The organism is Pararhizobium sp. IMCC21322, assembly GCF_030758295.1.
Taxonomy (GTDB): domain Bacteria; phylum Pseudomonadota; class Alphaproteobacteria; order Rhizobiales.
In genome coordinates this window covers 3,274,814-3,293,831 of record NZ_CP132335.1, presented here as the reverse complement: position 1 = coordinate 3,293,831, position 19,018 = coordinate 3,274,814, and the positions used below count along the sequence as shown (strand labels likewise).

The 19,018-nt window shown below is 54.3% G+C and carries 16 protein-coding genes; all 16 read left to right on the top strand.

Annotation, left to right across the window (positions count from 1 at the left end; translation table 11 throughout):
* The first annotated feature begins 46 nt into the window (after positions 1 to 46).
* The 16 genes from RAL91_RS15505 (at position 47) to RAL91_RS15430 (ending at position 19,018) form a co-directional block, all read left to right on the top strand.
* Entirely contained in the window at positions 47 to 1,177 is a 1,131-nt protein-coding gene (locus RAL91_RS15505) for an iron-containing alcohol dehydrogenase (RefSeq protein WP_306257147.1), read from the top strand.
* A gap of 11 nt (positions 1,178 to 1,188) precedes the next feature.
* Positions 1,189 to 2,619, top strand: a complete 1,431-nt coding sequence (locus RAL91_RS15500) for an aldehyde dehydrogenase family protein (protein ID WP_306257146.1) — start codon at positions 1,189 to 1,191, stop codon at positions 2,617 to 2,619.
* Positions 2,620 to 2,815: 196 nt separating this feature from the next.
* Positions 2,816 to 3,643 carry an AraC family transcriptional regulator gene (locus RAL91_RS15495; RefSeq protein ID WP_306257144.1) on the top strand — a complete coding sequence of 276 codons (828 nt, stop codon included), beginning with the start codon at positions 2,816 to 2,818 and terminating at the stop codon, positions 3,641 to 3,643.
* A 421-nt stretch (positions 3,644 to 4,064) separates the two neighbouring features.
* Complete coding sequence (locus RAL91_RS15490) at positions 4,065 to 5,075, top strand: branched-chain amino acid ABC transporter permease (protein ID WP_306257142.1); 1,011 nt, start codon at positions 4,065 to 4,067, stop codon at positions 5,073 to 5,075.
* Between the two features lie 3 nt (positions 5,076 to 5,078).
* On the top strand, positions 5,079 to 6,143 hold the full coding sequence (locus tag RAL91_RS15485) for a branched-chain amino acid ABC transporter permease (protein WP_306257141.1): 1,065 nt from the start codon (positions 5,079 to 5,081) through the stop codon (positions 6,141 to 6,143).
* Positions 6,140 to 6,931: an ABC transporter ATP-binding protein gene (locus tag RAL91_RS15480; protein ID WP_306257140.1), complete on the top strand. Its 792-nt coding sequence runs from the start codon at positions 6,140 to 6,142 to the stop codon at positions 6,929 to 6,931. Before RAL91_RS15485 ends, RAL91_RS15480 begins: the two co-directional genes overlap by 4 nt.
* Positions 6,924 to 9,095: an ABC transporter permease gene (locus RAL91_RS15475; protein ID WP_306257139.1), complete on the top strand. Its 2,172-nt coding sequence runs from the start codon at positions 6,924 to 6,926 to the stop codon at positions 9,093 to 9,095. The genes RAL91_RS15480 and RAL91_RS15475 overlap by 8 nt, the downstream gene beginning before the upstream one ends.
* 3 nt (positions 9,096 to 9,098) lie before the next feature.
* On the top strand, positions 9,099 to 9,926 hold the full coding sequence (locus RAL91_RS15470) for a phosphoenolpyruvate hydrolase family protein (RefSeq protein WP_306257138.1): 828 nt from the start codon (positions 9,099 to 9,101) through the stop codon (positions 9,924 to 9,926).
* A 21-nt stretch (positions 9,927 to 9,947) separates the two neighbouring features.
* The gene (locus RAL91_RS15465) at positions 9,948 to 13,439 is read left to right on the top strand and encodes a flotillin family protein (RefSeq protein WP_306257136.1); all 3,492 of its coding nucleotides are present in this window, start codon (positions 9,948 to 9,950) and stop codon (positions 13,437 to 13,439) included.
* Complete coding sequence (locus RAL91_RS15460; protein WP_306257135.1) at positions 13,439 to 13,876, top strand: SRPBCC family protein; 438 nt, start codon at positions 13,439 to 13,441, stop codon at positions 13,874 to 13,876. Before RAL91_RS15465 ends, RAL91_RS15460 begins: the two co-directional genes overlap by 1 nt.
* 46 nt (positions 13,877 to 13,922) lie before the next feature.
* Positions 13,923 to 14,393: a nuclear transport factor 2 family protein gene (locus tag RAL91_RS15455; RefSeq protein WP_306257133.1), complete on the top strand. Its 471-nt coding sequence runs from the start codon at positions 13,923 to 13,925 to the stop codon at positions 14,391 to 14,393.
* Between the two features lie 21 nt (positions 14,394 to 14,414).
* A complete protein-coding gene (locus RAL91_RS15450; RefSeq protein ID WP_306257131.1) occupies positions 14,415 to 14,858 on the top strand; it encodes an SRPBCC family protein in 444 nt (147 codons plus the stop codon).
* A gap of 3 nt (positions 14,859 to 14,861) precedes the next feature.
* Entirely contained in the window at positions 14,862 to 15,662 is an 801-nt protein-coding gene (locus RAL91_RS15445) for a xanthine dehydrogenase family protein subunit M (protein ID WP_306257130.1), read from the top strand.
* Positions 15,662 to 16,144 (top strand): (2Fe-2S)-binding protein, encoded by a 483-nt coding sequence (locus RAL91_RS15440; RefSeq protein ID WP_306257129.1) that lies wholly within the window; start codon positions 15,662 to 15,664, stop codon positions 16,142 to 16,144. The genes RAL91_RS15445 and RAL91_RS15440 overlap by 1 nt, the downstream gene beginning before the upstream one ends.
* On the top strand, positions 16,144 to 17,994 hold the full coding sequence (locus RAL91_RS15435) for a xanthine dehydrogenase family protein molybdopterin-binding subunit (RefSeq protein ID WP_306257128.1): 1,851 nt from the start codon (positions 16,144 to 16,146) through the stop codon (positions 17,992 to 17,994). Before RAL91_RS15440 ends, RAL91_RS15435 begins: the two co-directional genes overlap by 1 nt.
* Before the next feature lies 1 nt (position 17,995).
* Positions 17,996 to 19,018, top strand: coding sequence for a xanthine dehydrogenase family protein molybdopterin-binding subunit (locus RAL91_RS15430; protein ID WP_371932422.1), 1,023 nt, complete (start codon positions 17,996 to 17,998; stop codon positions 19,016 to 19,018).

The window sequence follows — 19,018 nt, the reverse complement described above, 5'->3', positions numbered from 1 at the left end:
CGCATATGGCGCTCGCTAGTGATGCCCATATTCCCAGGGTAGTGATATGACACTTATCACCTATGTCACACGCATCCATTTCGCCGATGGCGTTCTGGAAGAAGCCTTGTGGTCAGAAATCAAGGCAAATGATAAAAAGCGACCATTGCTGGTTGTGAATTCCGATGAGCTTGACGAGCAACTTGCCGAGCGTTTTTTTGCCGGTCTGCCCGTTCGCACCTCGGTTGAAATGTTCTCCGATGTGCCCTCATTTCCAACAGAAGACGCGGTTCAGCGCCTTGCCAAAACCTACCAGGCAAACAATTGTGATGTTGTGATTGCCCTTGGCCACAGCAATGTCATTGATCTGGCCAAGGCAGCGCGTATTGCCATGGTGCATGATCAGCCGCTCTCTGTTTTTTCACATGCTGAGGGTGGATCCCGCAGAATTGGAACAAATCTGCCCGATTTGTTCGCCGTCCCCAGCATTTCCGGCTTTGGTGCAGCTGTCAGCGCGCATACCTCTGTCCTTATGAATGCAGGTGAGCGCCAATTGCTGATGTGTCGCAAGCTGATCCCGACAATGACAATTTGTGACCCCACCCTGACCTTGGGGGCGACCGATAAAATGACGGCCAGTGCTGGCGCCGACGCCATTGCCAGATGCGTTGAGGCCTATCTGTCGCGCGGCTACAACCCGCCTGCAGATGGCATTGCGCTTGATGGACTGTCGCGCGCCGTGCATCATTTGCACAAGGTTCTGAAAAGCGACAATCTGGAATCCCGACGGGAGTTGATGGCGGCAAGTCTGAATGGGTCGCTTGCTCTGCAAAAAGGGCTTGGCGCTACCAATGCGATCAATACTGCGCTTGAGACGGTTTCCAGACGAGCCCTTGATCCTGGCGCACTCAGCCGCCTGATCTTGCCGGCAGTTCTTCGCTTCAATGCAGAGGCAGCGAAGGAAAAGTATCAACCCTTGCGCAAGATGTTTGCCATCAAGCCCAAAGAGACGCTGGCAGATGGACTTCAAGCTTTTTTAGGTGATCTTCCTTTGCCGCAAAGCCTGTCTGAAATGGGGTTGGATATTGATCAGATCACGGCTGCAGCTCCCTTGGCTGCACATGATCTGGCCAGCGTTACAAACCCAAGACTTGTGCAAAGTAATGATCTTTTTTCAATCATGGAATCAGTCCGTTAGGATCCTGACTTATGAAACCTTTGCTGATCAATGGCGAATGGATAACCACGTCTCACGGACGGGATAATATCAATCCCTCTGATATCAGTGACGTGATTGACGTTTATGCGCAGGCCGGAATTGCCGAAACTCAGGCTGCCATCCAAGCGGCTGCGCAGGCGGGCGAAAAATGGGGCCACAGCACGCCGCAGCAAAGACATGATGTGTTGTTGCGGACGGCCAATGAAATTCTGCAGCGCAAGGATGAAATTGGCCGGTTGCTAAGCCGGGAAGAGGGTAAAACCCTTGCCGAAGGTGTTGCGGAGACCACACGTGCAGCACAGATTTTTGATTTCTTTGCCGGTGAAGCGTTGCGGTTGACCGGTGACAAGCTTGCGTCCGTAAGGCCGGGTGTCGAAGTGGATGTAACCCGCGAACCGGTTGGCGTAGTTGGGATTATTGCACCGTGGAACTTTCCAATTGCCATTCCTGCGTGGAAAATGGCTCCTGCCATTTGCTACGGCAATACTGTGGTCATGAAGCCTGCCGAACTGGTTCCGGGATGTGCTTGGGTTCTTGCTGATATTCTGCATCGTTCGGGCGCGCCTGCCGGCGTTGTAAATCTGGTCATGGGACCGGGGTCGGTTGTCGGACAGGAAATGCTGGAGAATCCCAGGGTTGATGCAATTTCGTTTACCGGATCGGTTGCAACCGGTGCGCGGGTTGGTGATGCCTGCATGAAGCAAATGAAGAAAGTCCAGCTTGAAATGGGTGGCAAAAATCCCTTTGTCATTCTGGATGACGCCGATCTGGAAACAGCTGTTGAGTGTACGGTCAATGGCGCCTTTTTCTCAACAGGACAACGCTGCACAGCTTCGTCCAGAATCATTGTAACCGAAGGAATTCACAACCGCTTTGTGGAAGCGGTGATTGACAGAGTGCGGATGCTGGTTGTTGATGATGCTTTGAAGTCAACCACACAAATAGGACCAGTGGTCGACGAGACCCAATTGCAGCAAGACCTTGATTACGTTGCCATTGCGCGTGCGCAAGGCGGGAATGTGCGCGTTGGTGGAGAGGAGCTGCGACGGGAGAAACAAGGCTTCTACTTTCAACCGGCTTTGATCACGGATACGCAGAACACGATGCGGATCAACCGCGAAGAGGTCTTTGGTCCTGTGGCTTCTGTCATTCGTGTGAAGGATTATGACGAGGCTCTTCATGTTGCCAATGACACGGAATTCGGTCTGTCGTCCGGAATTTGCACCACGAGCCTGAAATATGCCAGCCACTTCAAGCGTCATGCGGAGGCGGGGATGGTTATGGTCAATCTGCCGACGGCGGGGGTCGACTACCACGTGCCTTTCGGCGGGCGAAAAGCTTCAAGCTATGGTGCCAGAGAGCAGGGCAGCTATGCTCGAGAATTCTTCACAATCGTAAAAACAGCTTATACCGCCCCCTGATTTCTCAGCCGACACCGGGCCAAATATGCCGGTTGATCTGCGGATCGACTTGCGATCTCTTGGCATAACTCATAGTCTCTTGCTTAACCCATGAGTATTGCCAAATTCCGGTAGTGATTGTGTTGATTTGCAGTCTGCTCATACTTTTGCATCCAAAGGCACGCAGAGGCCGGATGTTGACCCCAGGGAGGAATACATGAGCGAAGCTATATCCGTTCACCACGGAGCGTTTGGTCGCGCCGCGCTTTATCAGTTGGATAAGCCGATCATTACACATGCCCATCGTGAGGGGCATTTGATCTTTTATCTCAGCGGGTCCAAGGCATCTGTGAGTGTCGGAGACGCGGCTTTTCCGGCTGATGAATCCTATGCGGTGGCCGTCGGCCCCTGGGAACCTCACAGCTTTGAACTGACGGAAAACGGCGATGCGTGCCTGTGTCTTGTGCTTTACATCAAGCCAATGTGGTTCCTGGAGACAAGCCATTCAGCGGAGTTTGCGTTGAGCTTTGGCAGCCCCTGTATTGAACTGACGCCGACTGTCAAGAAATGGGTCAATCGTCTGACCGCACTGTTGCTTGAAGAAGAGAATTCAGATTTGTTCGACGGGTTTCTTTATGAGGCAACGCGCCAGTGTTTCGATCAATCCTGGCATGGGGTCAATGACCGCACTCCACTGCAGGGCATGCGGACCAAGTTCACAGACTATCGGGTTCGCCGTTCTCTTCGGCTGATGCAGGAAATGTTCACCGATGATGTTGAAATTGAATGGCTTGCAAGGCAGGCGGGACTGTCTCGGCCACATTTTTTCAAGCTGTTCAAGAAGCAGATGGGCATAACGCCGAACATATATCTCAATACGCTGCGCTCTGAGCAGGCAATTGAAGATTTGATGACCACCAGCAAATCGGTGACAGATATCGGCTATGATCTGGGCTTTTCTTCGCAAGCCAGCTTCACTCGGTTCTTCACGTCCAATGTCGGGATTCCACCCAGCGATTATCGCAGGGTTGCGCATATCATTTAGGGTCTGAACTCAATTGGGAGGCAGCATCCCTATGGGATGCGTGAGGTCTGGGCAGGATGTCAACGCAAAGGCTTGAAAACCAAACGGTTTCCAGCACCTTCGCTCCTTATCCTGACCAAAAACCCACGCACAAATCCAGCCTGCTAATTGAGTCCGGACCGAAGTTCAGACTCCGGCGTTGCCGCATCGGTCGTTTTCCCTATGATATGCCACCCGGGAAGACTTTCGGGTATGCCTAAATCGGGTAAAGCCCTTTAGCGTTTCTCATAGAGCGGCCCTTCAACGGGCGGCAGGTCCGGTATCGCAAATCGTCGATGGTCTGGATGGGTAGGACGAGCTTGGAGGAGCCGCCATACATGACTGGTATCTGGACAGACGGATTGAATTGTCCTGACCATCAGGCTTGTCTGGTGGGCATGCGATGAGACAATTTGCCAATCGACATCCAGTTTGGAGCGGCATCATCGTGATTGCAGCTGCTGTCCTGCTGTGGATGATTTTTGCGATTTGGCCGGACTGGCTGGTGGACGCCATTGGCCGCAAGAAAATCTTCCTCAATGCGCTGTTTAACGGCATTACTCTGGGCGGCCTCTACTTTCTGGTCGCCAGTGGTTTCACGCTTATTTTCGGGCTGATGCGCAACGTCAATCTGGCGCATGGTTCGCTGTATCTTCTGGGCGGCTATATCGGCTTCTTTGTGGCCGATATGACCGGATACTGGCTGCTGGCGTTTCCAGCGGCCTTTGTTGTCGTGGGGCTGCTTGGCATCCTTATGCAGATATTCGTTTTCCAGAAGATGGAAGGTGAAGATTTGCGCCAGACGCTTGTAACCATTGGTATTTCCATTGTTATGGCTGATCTGATGTTGTGGTCATTTGGCGGTGATTTCTTCAATATTTCCCCACCGCAATGGCTGAGCGGTCCGTTGACGACCTTCTTTGTCACGGGCGCGAAAAGCTCTGGTGAATTGGTCTATCTGAAATATCCGATTGTGCGGATCGTGATTTTTGTCGCGTCAGTTGTGATCGGGCTGGGCATGTGGATGCTGCTGAACCGTACCCGCATCGGGATGCTCATTCGTGCTGGTGTCGATGATCGTGACATGCTGTCCGCAACAGGTGCCCGCATTCAGATTGTGTTTATTGGCGTGTTTGCCTTTGGCGCAGGTCTGGCAGGTGTTGCAGGGGTGGTTGGTGGAACCTTCCAATCTGTCGCGCCCGGCGAAGATATCCGGTTCTTATTGGCATCATTGGTTGTCGTGATCGTCGGTGGCATGGGATCTATCCCCGGCGCAGCCATTGGCGCGCTTGTTATTGGTCTGGCTGAACAGCTTGGCTCGGTCTATTTTCCCACCTACGCGGTGGTGCTGACGTTCCTGATCATGGTCGTGGTTCTTGCATTCCGGCCTCAGGGCCTGTTGGGGAGAGCCTAGAATATGGCTGTGATCGATGAAAGCGGAGCGGCGGATACGGAAGGCCGCAAAGTCGGCTGGGCCGAGCAGGTGCCTGTTCAATATTGGATCGTTGCGATCCTGCTGTTGATCATGCCGATCTTTGCCAGTGATTTTACGCTGTATCAGATATTTGGCTGGTCCTTTATTCTCGGCATGATTGCTCTCAGCCTGATGTTTCTGGCGGGCTATGGTGGGATGGTCAGCCTTGTGCAGATGACCATTGCCGCACTGGCGGGGTACATGATAGCGATTTTCGGCGACAGCGCCATTACCGGCATCAGTCAGGGTTGGCCCTGGTATGTGTCCATTCCAATCGCGCTTATTGTTGCCATGCTGTTCGGTGCGGTAGTGGGCTGGCTGTCTGTGCGCACCGAAGGCATTTATACGATCATGATTACGCTGGCCATTGCGTCAGCCTTTTTCTACTTCACACGCCAGAACTATGTGGTTTTTAACGGCTTTTCCGGTTTCAATGGTGTGTTGCCGCCCTATCTGTTTGGAGTGGACTGGCGCGGCAGCAAGGCCTTCTACTACCTGACTCTGTTCTGGGCAGTCGTTGCCTATCTGATTGTCCTCTATCTCTCCCGTGCGCCTTTTGGTCTGGCGCTTCAGGGCGTGCGCGATAATCCGCGTCGGATGGCCGCGCTGGGATTCAATGTGAACGCCCATCGGGTCGCCGCCTATGCTTTTGCTGCGTTGATTGCAGCCATTGGTGGCATCTTGCTGACATGGCAGTCTGCGCAGGTTTCACCCGGAACTGCCGGTGTCGGACCCGTTATTGATATTCTGATCATTGCGGTGATTGGCGGTATGCGGCACCCGATTGGCCCCTTTATCGGGGCATTCATCTACGTGCTTCTTAAAACATTCTCGATCGATGTGCTAACGGCGCTGGGTCTGGGAGGTGAGCGTTTTCAATTGCTCATCGGCATCAGCTTCCTTGTGATCGTGTTCTGGTCACCAGATGGAATTTTGGGCCTTTGGAACAAATGGCGCCAGAGAAGCAACAAAGATCCCTTGCGTGATGCCGGAAAGAGCAAACTATGAATGCTCCCGTGACAGTTGCAGAACGGCTGAACGCCACCGGCACGGCCAATGCATTGGAATTGCGCGGTGTTTCAAAACTGTTTGGTGCTCTTGCGGCTCTTTCTGACATAAGCATCACAGTGCGCCCGGGGGAGCGTCGTGCCGTGCTGGGATCAAATGGTGCTGGCAAGACCACGCTTTTCAATTGCATAACGGGTGACTTCCTGCCGACCGGCGGATCAATTCGGTTTTTCGGTGAAGATATTTCCGAGTTTCCTGCTCATGAGCGTATTCGGCGCGGGTTGCGTCGGACGTATCAAATCTCATTGCTATTCACCGGTTTGACGGTTCTGGATAATGTGTATCTGGCCTGCTGCGGCGTATCGCGCGGTCGCTTTTCGTTTATTCGCCCACGTCGCAATGATGCGTTGATGGCAAGTGCCGAGGACCTGGTGCGGGTGGTGCATCTGGAAGATGCGAAAGACACGCCGGTTTCCGTCCTGTCCTATGGTCAGCAACGTCAGCTTGAAATTGCTATGGCCTTGTCCGGTGCACCGCGCTTCATTCTGTTTGATGAACCAGCTGCGGGCCTGTCGCCGACTGAGCGCGGAGAATTGGTGGAAATCCTCACCGGGCTGCCATCGCATATGGGCTACATCATTATTGAGCATGATATGGATGTGGCTCTGCGGGTCGCAGAATCCGTAACCATGATGCACAATGGCCGCATCTTCAAAGAAGGCAAACCTGCTGAAATTGAAGAGGATCCAGAAGTTCAGGCGCTTTATCTGGGGGGTGATGATGGCTGATCGATCAGGCCCTGTTCTCGAGGTTCGAGACCTCAATGTCTATTATGGTCAATCCCATGCCTTGCAAGGCGTGGATTTGACATTAAGCCGTGGCGTATTGTCCGTGGTTGGGCGAAATGGCATGGGGAAAACAACCCTTTGCAAGACCATTATGGGTCTGGAGCCAATGGCGGCTGGCTCCATCAGTTTCAATGGGCAATCGCTTGCAGGATTGACGCCTGCCCAGATTGCCCGGCTTGGCATTGGCTATGTGCCCCAGGGACGTCGGCTGTGGCGGTCGCTTACAGTGGATGAGCATCTTTTGCTTGTTGCGCGTAAGGGCGGTGCCTGGACGCCTGAGCGTATCTATTCAACCTTCCCAAGACTGGCGGAACGCAAAACCAATGGTGGCGCGCAATTATCTGGTGGCGAACAGCAGATGCTGGCTATTGGCAGAGCGCTTCTGCTGAACCCCAAATTGCTGGTTATGGATGAGCCGACCGAAGGGTTGGCCCCGGTCATCGTCAATCAGGTTGCTGACATGTTGGTGCGGCTTGCCAGTGAAGATGATGTCGATGTTCTCGTGATCGAACAGAACATCGGTGTGGCCTGCGCGGTTTCCGAACAGGTTGCCATCATGGTCAATGGCAAGATCAACCGGGTCATGGATGCCGGGTTGCTGGCTGGTGATCGAGACCTTCAACAGGCCTTGTTGGGCGTTGGCAGGCATGCGCATGACGAAACGCCGGATGCCAATTTGGCAGAAAGGCCTGAGAGCAAGGATCAGGATCACGAGCAGGGGCCGGTTCGGATTTATATGTCCAATCCGAAAGTACCTACGCGCTGGTCGCAACCGGTACCAGTCCGGGTTATCGAAGGTAGTGCCAGAACGCAGACGCAGGAACGTGCGAGCGGTAGCAGTTCCAGCGAACCCATGCGCGCGCTGTCCCGAGGCGCTGCCACAAATGTATTGGTGGCGGGCACTCTGGATACCAAGGGCGATGAACTGCGCTTCATGCGCGATTTGCTGAAAGCAAACGGATTGCGGGTTCAATTGGTGGATTTGTCCACCAGCGGCAAGCCGTCTGGCGCAGAGGTGCCGCCTCATGCGGTTGCTGCGTTCCATCCAAGGGGCGTGTCCGGCGTCTTCACCAGTGACCGGGGAACGGCCGTTGCTGGCATGACCTTGGCATTCGAGCGCTGGATTGCCCATCAGAGCAATGTTGCCGGTATCATTTCTGCCGGAGGCTCAGGCGGCACTGCCTTGGTTGCGCCAGCTATGCGGGCTTTGCCGATTGGCGTGCCGAAACTCATTGTTTCCACTGTCGCCAGTGGCAATGTGGGCCAGTATGTTGGCCCTGCAGACATCATGATGCTGCATTCAGTGGCAGATGTTCAGGGCTTGAACTCCATAACTCGGGAAGTTTTGTCCAACGGTGCCCAGGCATTGGCCGGCATGGTCAAAAGTCGCGCAAAGGCTCCCGTGGCAGCCTCGGAGAAACCGGCCATAGGCCTCACCATGTTCGGGGTCACAACACCCTGTATCCAGCAAGTCACCGCCCAGCTTGAAGATGATTATGACTGTCTGGTGTTTCATGCCACCGGCGTTGGCGGACGGTCCATGGAAAAGCTTCTGGACAGCGGCATGTTGTCGGCTGTTCTCGACCTGACCACCACTGAAATCTGCGACATGATTGCCGGTGGTGTATTTCCTGCCACAGAAGATCGCTTCGGTGCCTCAATCCGTGCCGGTCTGCCCTATATCGGGTCCTGCGGCGCGCTGGATATGGTGAATTTTGCTGCTCCGGAAACAGTGCCAGAGAAGTATCGCGGCCGAAACCTTTACGAACACAATCCTCAGATCACCCTGATGCGCACCACGCCGGATGAAAACCGGCAAATGGGGCACTGGATTGGTGAGAAGTTGAATTTGATGACCGGGCCAGTGCGCTTTTTCCTGCCAGAGGGCGGGGTGTCTATGCTTGATGCGCCTGGAATGGCGTTTCACGATCCCGAGGCTGACGCCGCCCTGTTTGGTGCTTTGGAAGAAACCGTGCGCCAGACCACAAACCGTCAATTGATTCGGGTTCCACACAATATCAACGACCAGGCCTTTGCTGATCTGGTTGTTCAAACTTTCCGCACCTTTCATTCGGTGCGAACCAAAAAAGTCTCAGGAGAATAATGCATGATTGATCGCAATGAGTTGATGAAGCGATACCGGGAAATGGTGGCCAAGGGTGAGCCGATCATTGGTGGTGGTGCCGGTACGGGCCTGTCAGCGAAATGCGAAGAGGCGGGCGGTATTGATCTGATTGTGATCTATAATTCAGGGCGTTACCGCATGGCGGGCCGAGGTAGCCTTGCTGGCCTGATGCCTTATGGCGATGCTAATGCTGTTGTCATGGACATGGCAGGTGAAGTGTTGCCGGTGGTAAAACACACACCGGTGCTGGCTGGCGTTTGCGCCTCCGATCCGTTTCGGATCATGGATAAATTCCTTGATGAGGTAAAAGCAACCGGCTTTTCCGGTGTGCAGAACTTTCCAACTGTCGGTCTGATTGACGGAAATTTTCGGGCCAATCTGGAAGAAACCGGAATGTCCTACAGTCTGGAAGTCGATATGATTGCGCTGGCCCATAAAAAGGGCCTTCTGACCACGCCTTATGTGTTTTCTGCGGAGGATGCGACGGCCATGGCCAAGGCGGGAGCGGATATCATTGTCTGCCATCTTGGACTGACAACAGGTGGTGCCATTGGCGCTGAGACGTCGCTGACGCTGGAGCAATGCCCGGCGATTGTCGATGAATGGGCGGCCGCAGCGCTGGCAGAGAATCCTGATGTGCTTGTGTTGGTTCACGGTGGGCCGGTGGCCATGCCGGAAGACGCTGCCTTCGTGTTGAAGCATACATCGAATTGTCACGGATTTTACGGCGCGTCCTCAATGGAACGTCTGCCAACTGAAATTGCACTGACAGAACAGACCAGAAAATTTAAACAGATCGGCCGCAGTTAAGCGGTAACGAGGGAGCATGCCATGACCGGGCAACTGATTGGACAATTGATCCTTTGGCTGATTTTAGCAGTCATCGTCATTTTCATTCTGTATTGGGTGATGAATTGGCTTTATCGCCGTTCCACCAAGGAAATCGCGTTTGTCAGAACGGGTTTTCTGGGTGAACGCGTCGTGATCGACGGCGGCGCTTTCGTCTGGCCGATTGTTCATGACATTACGCCGGTCAATATGAACACGCTGCAACTGGAAGTGACGCGTGCCCGCGAGCAGGCGCTGATCACCAAAGACCGCATTCGCGTGGATGTTGAAGCCGAGTTTTATGTCCGTGTTCAGCAGGACAAAAAATCGGTGAGTGTGGCCGCCGCCACCCTTGGCCGTCGCACTCTGGAACCGGAACGGCTGCATTCACTTCTGGCTGGTAAATTTGTCTCCGCATTGCGGACAACAGCTGCGGAAATGACCAGTGAAGAATTGCTGGAAAACCGTAATACCTATGTTGCGCGCGTGCTGGAAGCGGCTCAGGCCGGTCTGGAAAAGAACGGACTGGAGCTGGAAAGTCTGGCCATTACTGACATCGATCAGTCTGATATCGAGTATTTCAATCCGTCCAATCGCTTTGATGCCGAGGGTCTGACCACCGTAATCAAATCCATCGAGGAACGACGCAAGCTGCGCAATGATATTGAGCAGGATGCGATGATCAAGATCCGCAGCCGCAATCTGGAAGCTGAAAAGCAGGCTTTGCAGATTGAAAAGGAAAGCGAAGAAGCACGGCTGGATCAGGAACGCGAAGTCGAATTCCGCAGGGCGCAGCAACGAACCGATCTGGTGCGTGAACGGGCCGAGCGTGAGAAGGAGGCAGAACAGGCATCGCTTCTGTCCCGCGAAGCCATTGAAACATCCCGCATTCAGAACGAGCAGCAAATTGCTGAATCCCGCATCGATTCCGAACAGAAGATTAGGCAGAAGGAAATTGCCCATAAGAAATCGGTGGATGAAGCGGAAATTGTATCCCATGAGGCCATTGAAAAGGCGCGGATTTCTCAGGAACGTGTGCTGAGCGAAGAGCGGATCAAAAACCAGCAACAAACGGATTCCGCAGATATTGTGGCCAAGGAAGCCATCGAGAAAGCGCGTATTTCTCAGGAACGGTCTGTCACCGAGGCGCGCATTGCCAAGGACAAAGACACGCAGTCCATGGAAATCGAACGCCAACGTTCTGTCGACGAAGCAGAAATTCTGGCACGCGAGATGATCGAAAAGGCACGTATTTCTCAGGAGCGCAGTGTTACCGAAGCTCGCATTGCTTTGGAACAAGGCACAAAAGAGAAAGAGATTGCTCGTAATCTTGCCGTTCAAGAGGCGGAAATTGCGTCTCGTGAAGCATCCGAGAAGCTGCGTATCGCGCAAGAAACGACCGTGAATGCAGAGCGCATCAAGTCTGACCGTGCAACGCGGGAATTGGAGATCGAACGCCAGAAGGTGCTTGAAGAAGCGGAGATCGCTTCGCAACAAGCCATCGAAGCGGCTCGGATTGCCCGCGAAAAGGTTTTGTCTGCTGATCGGATTGCCTCTGAACAGGCAACGCGTTCGCTCGATATCGAACGTCAGCGCATCATTGAAGAGGCAACAATTGCCTCTCGTGAAAGCACTGATACAACACGTATTGCGCAGGAAGAGCGCATCCGGGCACTGGAGATTGAACGCAATCGCGCAGTGGATGAAGCAGAAATTGCGGCGCGAGAGGCCGTTGAAAAAGCGCGTATTGCGCAAGAGAAGCAGCTTTCGTTCGACCGTACTGCTGCCCGTGAAGAAACTGATGAACGGGAAGTGGGACGCAAGAAAGCGCTTGAGGCTGCTGAAATCTCTGCCAAAGAAGCAACAGAGGCGCGCCGCATAGCGCAGGAAAAGGCGACTGCTGCCGAGCGCATCGCCTTTGAAAAAGCAACCCGTGAGCTGGAAATTGAGCGCAATCAAGCCCTGGATGAGGCGGAAGTCGCTGCGCGTGAAGCTGTTGAGGCCGCCCGCATTGCGCAGGAAGCGAAACTTTCGCTGCAACGCATTGAAAGCGATGAGAAAACCAAGGAACGTGAAGTTGCCAGAGCGCGCGCTCTGGAATCGGCTGAACTTGCCAAGGCTGAGGCTTTGGAAGCGGCCCGGATTGCCAAAGAGAAGAAGGTTGCGGCAGAACGCATAGCCTATGAGCAGGATCTGCGTGAACGCGAGATTGCCCGGAACCGCACCGTTGATGCTGCCAGCATTGCGGCCCAGCAGGATATTAGCAGCCGCCGTATTTCCGAAGAGCGCAATACGCGTGCTGCGGAGATTGAGAAGGAAGCTGAAATCCGGTCTCGTGAAATCGAGAAAAACGAAGCTATCGAAAGTGCAGAAATATCTTCCCGGCGTCTGGTCGATCAGCTTCGCATTGAAAAAGAACGCGAAACTACATCAGAGAAAATTTCTCGTGATGAAGATATCCGCAATCTGGAAATCGCCCGGAACCTGGCTCTTGATGCCGCTCAGATAGCAGCAGATGAGTCGATTGAGGCGGCGCGTGTTGCCAAGGAAAAAACGGTGGATGCCGAGAAAATCCTGGCGCAACAGGAACTGGACACCAAAAAGCTTGAACGCAAAAAGGTTCTGGAACAGATCGAAATCGCTCGGGTTCAGGTCTTGCGGGAAGCCGAAATTGCCTCACAGGAAGAAGTCGAGCGTGCGCGCATTGCCTCTGAACGTGGGCTGGATGATGCCCGGATTGGTCATCAAACCGAACGCAGGCGTCTTGAAATCAATCGTGAGAATGCCGTTGAGCAGGCACTCATGGACAAGGCGATTGACCTTTACAAAAAGTCGTTGGACGAAAGTGCAGCTGCAGCTGAAGCTGATGCAGCCAAAGCGCATGCAACACAGGCTGCCGAGAAGGTCAAAACAGTCAAGGAGACCGAGGAGGCTTCCAGACGCAAAACCGTTGATGTGGTCCTGGCTGAAAAACAGGCTGAAGAAAAACGCATTGCTGCTGAAGCTGAGCGCATTCGTGCAGCCGTTGAGGCGGAAGCACAGAAACTTATCAATGAAGCAGAAAATGTGCTCACCGATGCCGCCCGTCATTCGCTCTTCAAACGCAAGATGCTGGAGCATGTCGAAGGTATCGTGGCAGCGTCTGTCAAACCGCTTGAGAAGATCAACGAGATCAAAATCATGCAGTTGGGTGGTTCCGGCACCAACGGTATGGGTTGGGGCAATGTCGACGGCGAGTCTGGTGGTGGAAACAGTGGCGGCGGCAGCCCAACCGACGAGGTGATCAATTCAGCCCTTCGCTACCGGGTTCAAGCGCCCATGATCGATAGTCTGTTGTCGGATATCGGCATTGATGGTGCGAACATTTCCAAACAGGGCGGTCTGATCCGCGAAGCATCGGACATGACGCGGATGCAGGCCGAACTCAACCGCACTCAAAAAGGCAAGGATGATGGCAATGACGGCAAAGAGCCTAAATCCGGGGACAAGAAATAATGGCTCGGGTTTACATCTCTTCCGTCATCAATGCGCCAGCGGCAAAAGTCTGGGAATACATCCGGGATTTCAACGGGTTGCCGAAGTGGCATCCACGTATCCGTGACAGCCGTATTGAAGATGCGCTGCCGTCGGACAAGGTGGGCTGTATTCGCAGTTTCCATCTCCAGAATGGCGATGCGTTGCGCGAGCAGCTTCTGGGTCTGTCTGATTACGACATGTTCTACACCTACACGATCCTCGACAGTCCGATGCCACTTACGGATTACATTTCAACATTGCGCCTGACGCCTATCACAGATGGTGAGCGCTGTTTTGGTGAATGGTCGGCGGAGTTCGCCTGCGATCCGGCGAATGAAACAGATTTGGTAACGGGTGTAGGTACCAACGTCTTTCAGGGCGGTTTTGACGCGCTGAAACGACATTTCGGTAATTAGAAACCTGATGAAACGGGTCGGTTTTTAAACGACGGGAGGAAACGTCATGAAACTTTTGAAACTGCTTCTAACAACTGCTGTCTTTGCAGGTGCTTCGTCATTCGCAATTGCGCAGGAACCCAGACCATTGCCGCCGCTTGCCATGCAGCCCAATGCTGAGACGGTGACATTCGAGCATATTGACGCGCTCAATAAATGCGATTGGGATCGGCTGATGGCGCAATATCCTGAAGAGGTGCTGTTTATTCTGCCAAATGGTGTCTGGGTGGAAGGTCGCCGCGCCATTGGTGATGTGTTTGCTGGATTCTGCACATCGCGTGAAGACGGTGGCTTCAAGGGTGCAACCTTCATCGCGGAAAAGGTCAAGACGGTTGAAAACACCGTGAATGTTTCCTGGCGCGTGGAAGCGGACTGGCTGGCAGAGCCCTATAAGGGCGCTGATGCCTACGTCACCCATGATGGGTTAATGTATGCGCAGGTCACCACTTTCGATCCTGCCGACATGAAATTCAAATAGGTCGGGACGGGTTAGGCGATCATGGTCAAAGTTATCCGCAGTACAGTTCTTTCAGCACCGGTTGAAGCGGTGTGGGATGTGCTGCGCGATTTTAATGGTCATGATCGCTGGCACCCGGCGGTTGCCACCAGCAAGGTGGAGCGGAATATTGCCAGCGATCAGGTTGGCTGTGTGCGGCGTTTCCGGCTGGAGGACGGTTCGGAACTGCGTGAGCAATTGCTGTCGCTGTCTGACATCGAACAGACGTTCAGCTACTGCCTGCTCGATACGCCCATTCCGCTGTTTAATTACGTGGCGCATGTGCGCCTGTTTCCGGTGACCGATGGTGACCAGACATTTTGGGAATGGGAAAGCAAATTCGACACCAAAAGCGGTGAGGAAGACAAGATGGCGACCCTTGTCGGAGACGGCATTTACACCACCGGGTTTAACGCCATTCGCACGCATTTGGGACTTGGGGACTAGACTATGCTGACAGTTGAGACCTTTGACACTTTGGCGCAGGCGGCCAGTGCCATGACACCGGAAAGTCGCTTTCTTGGCGGCGGAACGCTGATCATGCGCGGCGTCAATTATGGCGATCAGAGTTTTCAGCGGATTGTCCGGGTGAGAGATCGCAGCTTACGGGAAATTCGCAGCGAAAGCGGCAGAATTGTCATTGGCGCTTGTGCGACGATGGCTGATGTCATGGCAGCTTCCGAGACGTCCTTTCTGGCCGACGTTGCCAGACAGGTTGGCGGGCCCGCCGTGCGCAATATGGCGACGATTGGCGGTAATCTGTTTGCGCCGCATCCCTATGGCGATTTTACAACGGCCTTGCTGGCGCTTGATGCCAATGTGCGCCTGTCTGATGGATCAGGGCAGCCGATCGAGAGTTTTCTGTCTGCGCGTTCTTCCATGCGCGGGTTGGTTGCCTCTGTTTCCGTTCCCCGGCCAATGGGCGATGAATTTCGCTTTCGCAAGGTAAGCCGCGTCAAACCGAAAGGTGTGTCAGTCATGAGCATCGCGGTCTGGTTGCCGCGTCAGGGTGGGCGTATTTCACAGGCACGGATTGCCTTTGGAGCGATGGGGCCAACGCCGCTTCGAGCAAAGGCCGCCGAGCAAGCACTGGAAGGTGTGAACCTTGATGCACAGGGAATTGAGCGGGCACTCTCGGCTACAACGACGGGTCTCAGTCCAATGGATGATTCACTGGCCTCGGCCTGGTATCGCAACGAAGTCGCGCCGGTGCATCTGCGCCGTGTTCTGTTAGGTGAGGGGAACCGATAATGGCTAAAACACCGGTACGCTTTACCCTGAACGGGTCCGAGACCGCACTGTTTGTAGATGGCGGTGCCAATCTGCTGGACACTTTGCGCCGTGGTGTTGGTGATCTGTCTCCCAAATATGGTTGTGGCCAGGGAACCTGCGGCACCTGCACGGTGCTTATTGATGGAGAACCCCATCTCAGCTGTCTAACGCTGGCTGAAACTGTGGAAGGGCGCAGCATCGAGACAACCGGTGGCCTGTCTAATGGAGCCGAATTGCATCCGCTGCAACGCGTATTCATGGAAAACTTTGGAGCACAATGTGGCTATTGCACACCTGGCATGTTGATGGCGGCCAAGGCGCTGCTCACTAAAAATCCAAATCCCAGCCGTGAAGAGGTGGTGGAAGCAATTTCGGGCAATATCTGCCGCTGCACCGGGTATGAGCCGATCATTGATGCAATCCTGGCGACCGCAGGACAAATGCGTGGGAGAGTTGCCTGATGTCCTCGATTGAATTCAGAAAAGACCTGTTTGCCGAAGAGCGTGACGACACGCTGAAGGAAATTGGCAAACCGACAATCCGCCAGGATATTCTGGGCCATGTGACCGGTCGCTCGCCCTATTTTGATGATCATCTGTTTGACGGGCTGCTGCATATGCGTTGCGTGCGCTCGCCGCACCATCATGCGCGTATCCGCTCCATTGATACATCGGCAGCAGATCGCATGCCGGGCGTCAGGCGCGTTATACGGCCGGAAGATGTGCCGAATAATCTCAATACACTTTTGGCGCTGATCAATTTCGGCAAGGATGATGAAGCCCTTCTGCAGGGCAGGAAGGTCGCTTACATTGGCGAGCCGATTGTCGCGATCATAGCCGAGACGGAACGGCAGGCACGTGATGCTGTGGCTGTTGTGCGTGTCGACTATGAAGTGCTGCCGCATGTGCTGGATGTGGAAGAGGCGCTGGAGCCGAATGCACCGGTGGTCAGCGAGACCTATCCCAACAATACGTTTGATTATCACGAGCTGTATGATCATCAAAAACTGCGGTTTGGTGATGTGGACAAGGGCTTTGCTGAAGCCGACCACATTGTCGAAGGCCGCTATCAGATGTCACCGATTGAGCAGGCTCCCACTGAGACTTGTGGAGCCATCGCGGCTCCCGAAACGAATAACCGGTTTGTCTGCTACACATCCACACAGGCTTTGTTCTTCTCATTGGGCACAACCGCGAAATTGCTGGATATGCCATCCTCCCAGCTGCACTTCATCGGCGGTACGGTTGGTGGCGGCTTTGGCGGCAAGGTGGACAGTCTGCACGAGCCATTGGCGGTGCTTGGTTCCAAGCTGACCGGCGCGCCCGTAAAATACATATTTGACCGGGCGGAGGAAATGCAGGTCGGTGCGCCGCGTGGCGCAGAGCGCTGGTACATCAAGGACGGGGTGATGAATGACGGGCGTATTGTAGCGCGCCAGTTTACCGGGTTCTTTGATTGCGGCGCTTATACACGGCTGAGTTCCTACGCCATCATCAAGGGCACAGGCCATCTGCCAGGGCCGTATTCCATTCCGAATGTCGCGTCTAATGTCTATTGTGTCTACACCAACCGGACCCCGGCGACTGCCATGCGTGGCTTTGGGATTACGGGTGTCGATTTTTCTATCGAATGCCATATGGACAAGGTTGCTGAAGCCGTTTCGATGAACCCGATTGAGCTGCGCATTCTCAACGCCTATCGCGATGGCGATATGAAGGCACATCGGCGGCTGGCCAAAAATACCGCACTTATTGAATGCTGCCAGGTGGCTGCCAGCAAGGCCGATTGGGCAATCAGCGCTGAGGCTGCTGCACAAACCAGCCTGCAAGGCGGTGGTGGCGAGCGGGCTGCTATTCCAGAGACTGTTACGGATCAGGTTGGCAAGATTGGTGAGCGTCGGCGAAACAAGATTCCAACGGCACCGGGAGAAGGTGCAACGGCCAAAGGCCGAGTTGCTGCAGGAACTTCAGTAGCACCAATAATTGCTGTTCCCCCGCAACGCGATGATATGATTATTGACCCGGCCAGGACGGGCCACCGGAAAACCGGTGCAGAGCAATCGCCTGCGGCTCCTTCTGTGCAAGCGGCCCCTACTGCTCCGCCACGTTACACACCGCCAACGCCACCAACTCCGGCACCAACTCCGGCAACAGCGGCTCCGCCGCCTGCAGCACCCGTCGCTCAGCCACAACAACCAGCGCCAGCAGTGCAACCGGCTGCGGCTGAACCTTACAAGCCGACTGAACCGTTTCAAAAGGGCATCAAACGCCCCGGCGTATCGCGGTTCATATCCGGCACAAGGAGGCGTTGAGATGGCACTTCACAAAGGGCGCGGCTTTGCCTGTATCAACTATCCCATCGGTATGAATCTGGGTGGTGATCCCAGTCAGGCTTTGGTGCATTCCACGCCCGATGGCAAATTCATGGTCTCATTGAGCGCCATTGATCTGGGGCAGGGCATGAAGTCCGTCACCCGGCAGATAGCGGCTGAAACACTGGGTGTTCCTGTTGCTGATGTTTATGTGGACACAGCGGATAGTGATACCGGTCCTCATGATATGGGCTCATTTGCCTCACGCGGAACCCACCGTGTGGGCAATGCGGTTATTCGCGCCGCTGCTGAAGCGCGTGCGGCAATGATGGAAGCTGCCGCAGATGAGTTGGAGGTCAATCCTGCTGATCTGGACACGGATGGCGAAGGCAATATTCATGTCAAAGGCGCGCCAGGCCGTTCCATAACCGTGGCTGATACGGCCATTGCGGCACAATTCAAACAGGGAAAAACGCTCTCGGGGCGCGGCATTTTCCTCATTCCAACGTCTGATGTGGATGCTGATACGGGCGAGATGACGCCTGTGTCCTGTTTTGCCCACGCTGCGGTTGTAGTTGATCTTGAGGTTGATGACGAAACCGGCGAGGTCACCGTCAGCCAAGTGAATTCCGCTTATGAAGTTGGTCGTGCGCTCAACCCGAAAATGGTGGAGCAGCAATTGATCGGAGGCGCATGGATGGGCATTTCCCATGCGCTTTATGAGACCACGGAGCCGTATTATCCGGACCGCTCTCACGGTCCTGACGATTACAATACCTATCTGATGCCGGGCGCGGGTGACGTGGTGCCTCATAATATTGCTGTGCTGGAACGCCCGGCAGAGGATGCGCCCTTTGGCGGCAAGGGACCGGGCGAAATGTGTGCCAATCCACTGCTCCCCGCTGTCGCAAACGCGATTTACAATGCTGTTGGGGTGCGTTGCGATGTCTTGCCGATTACCCCGGAGAAAGTTTTGCGTGGCATTCAGGCCAATGGCGGAGCCCAACCAAAGGGGACTTTCTAA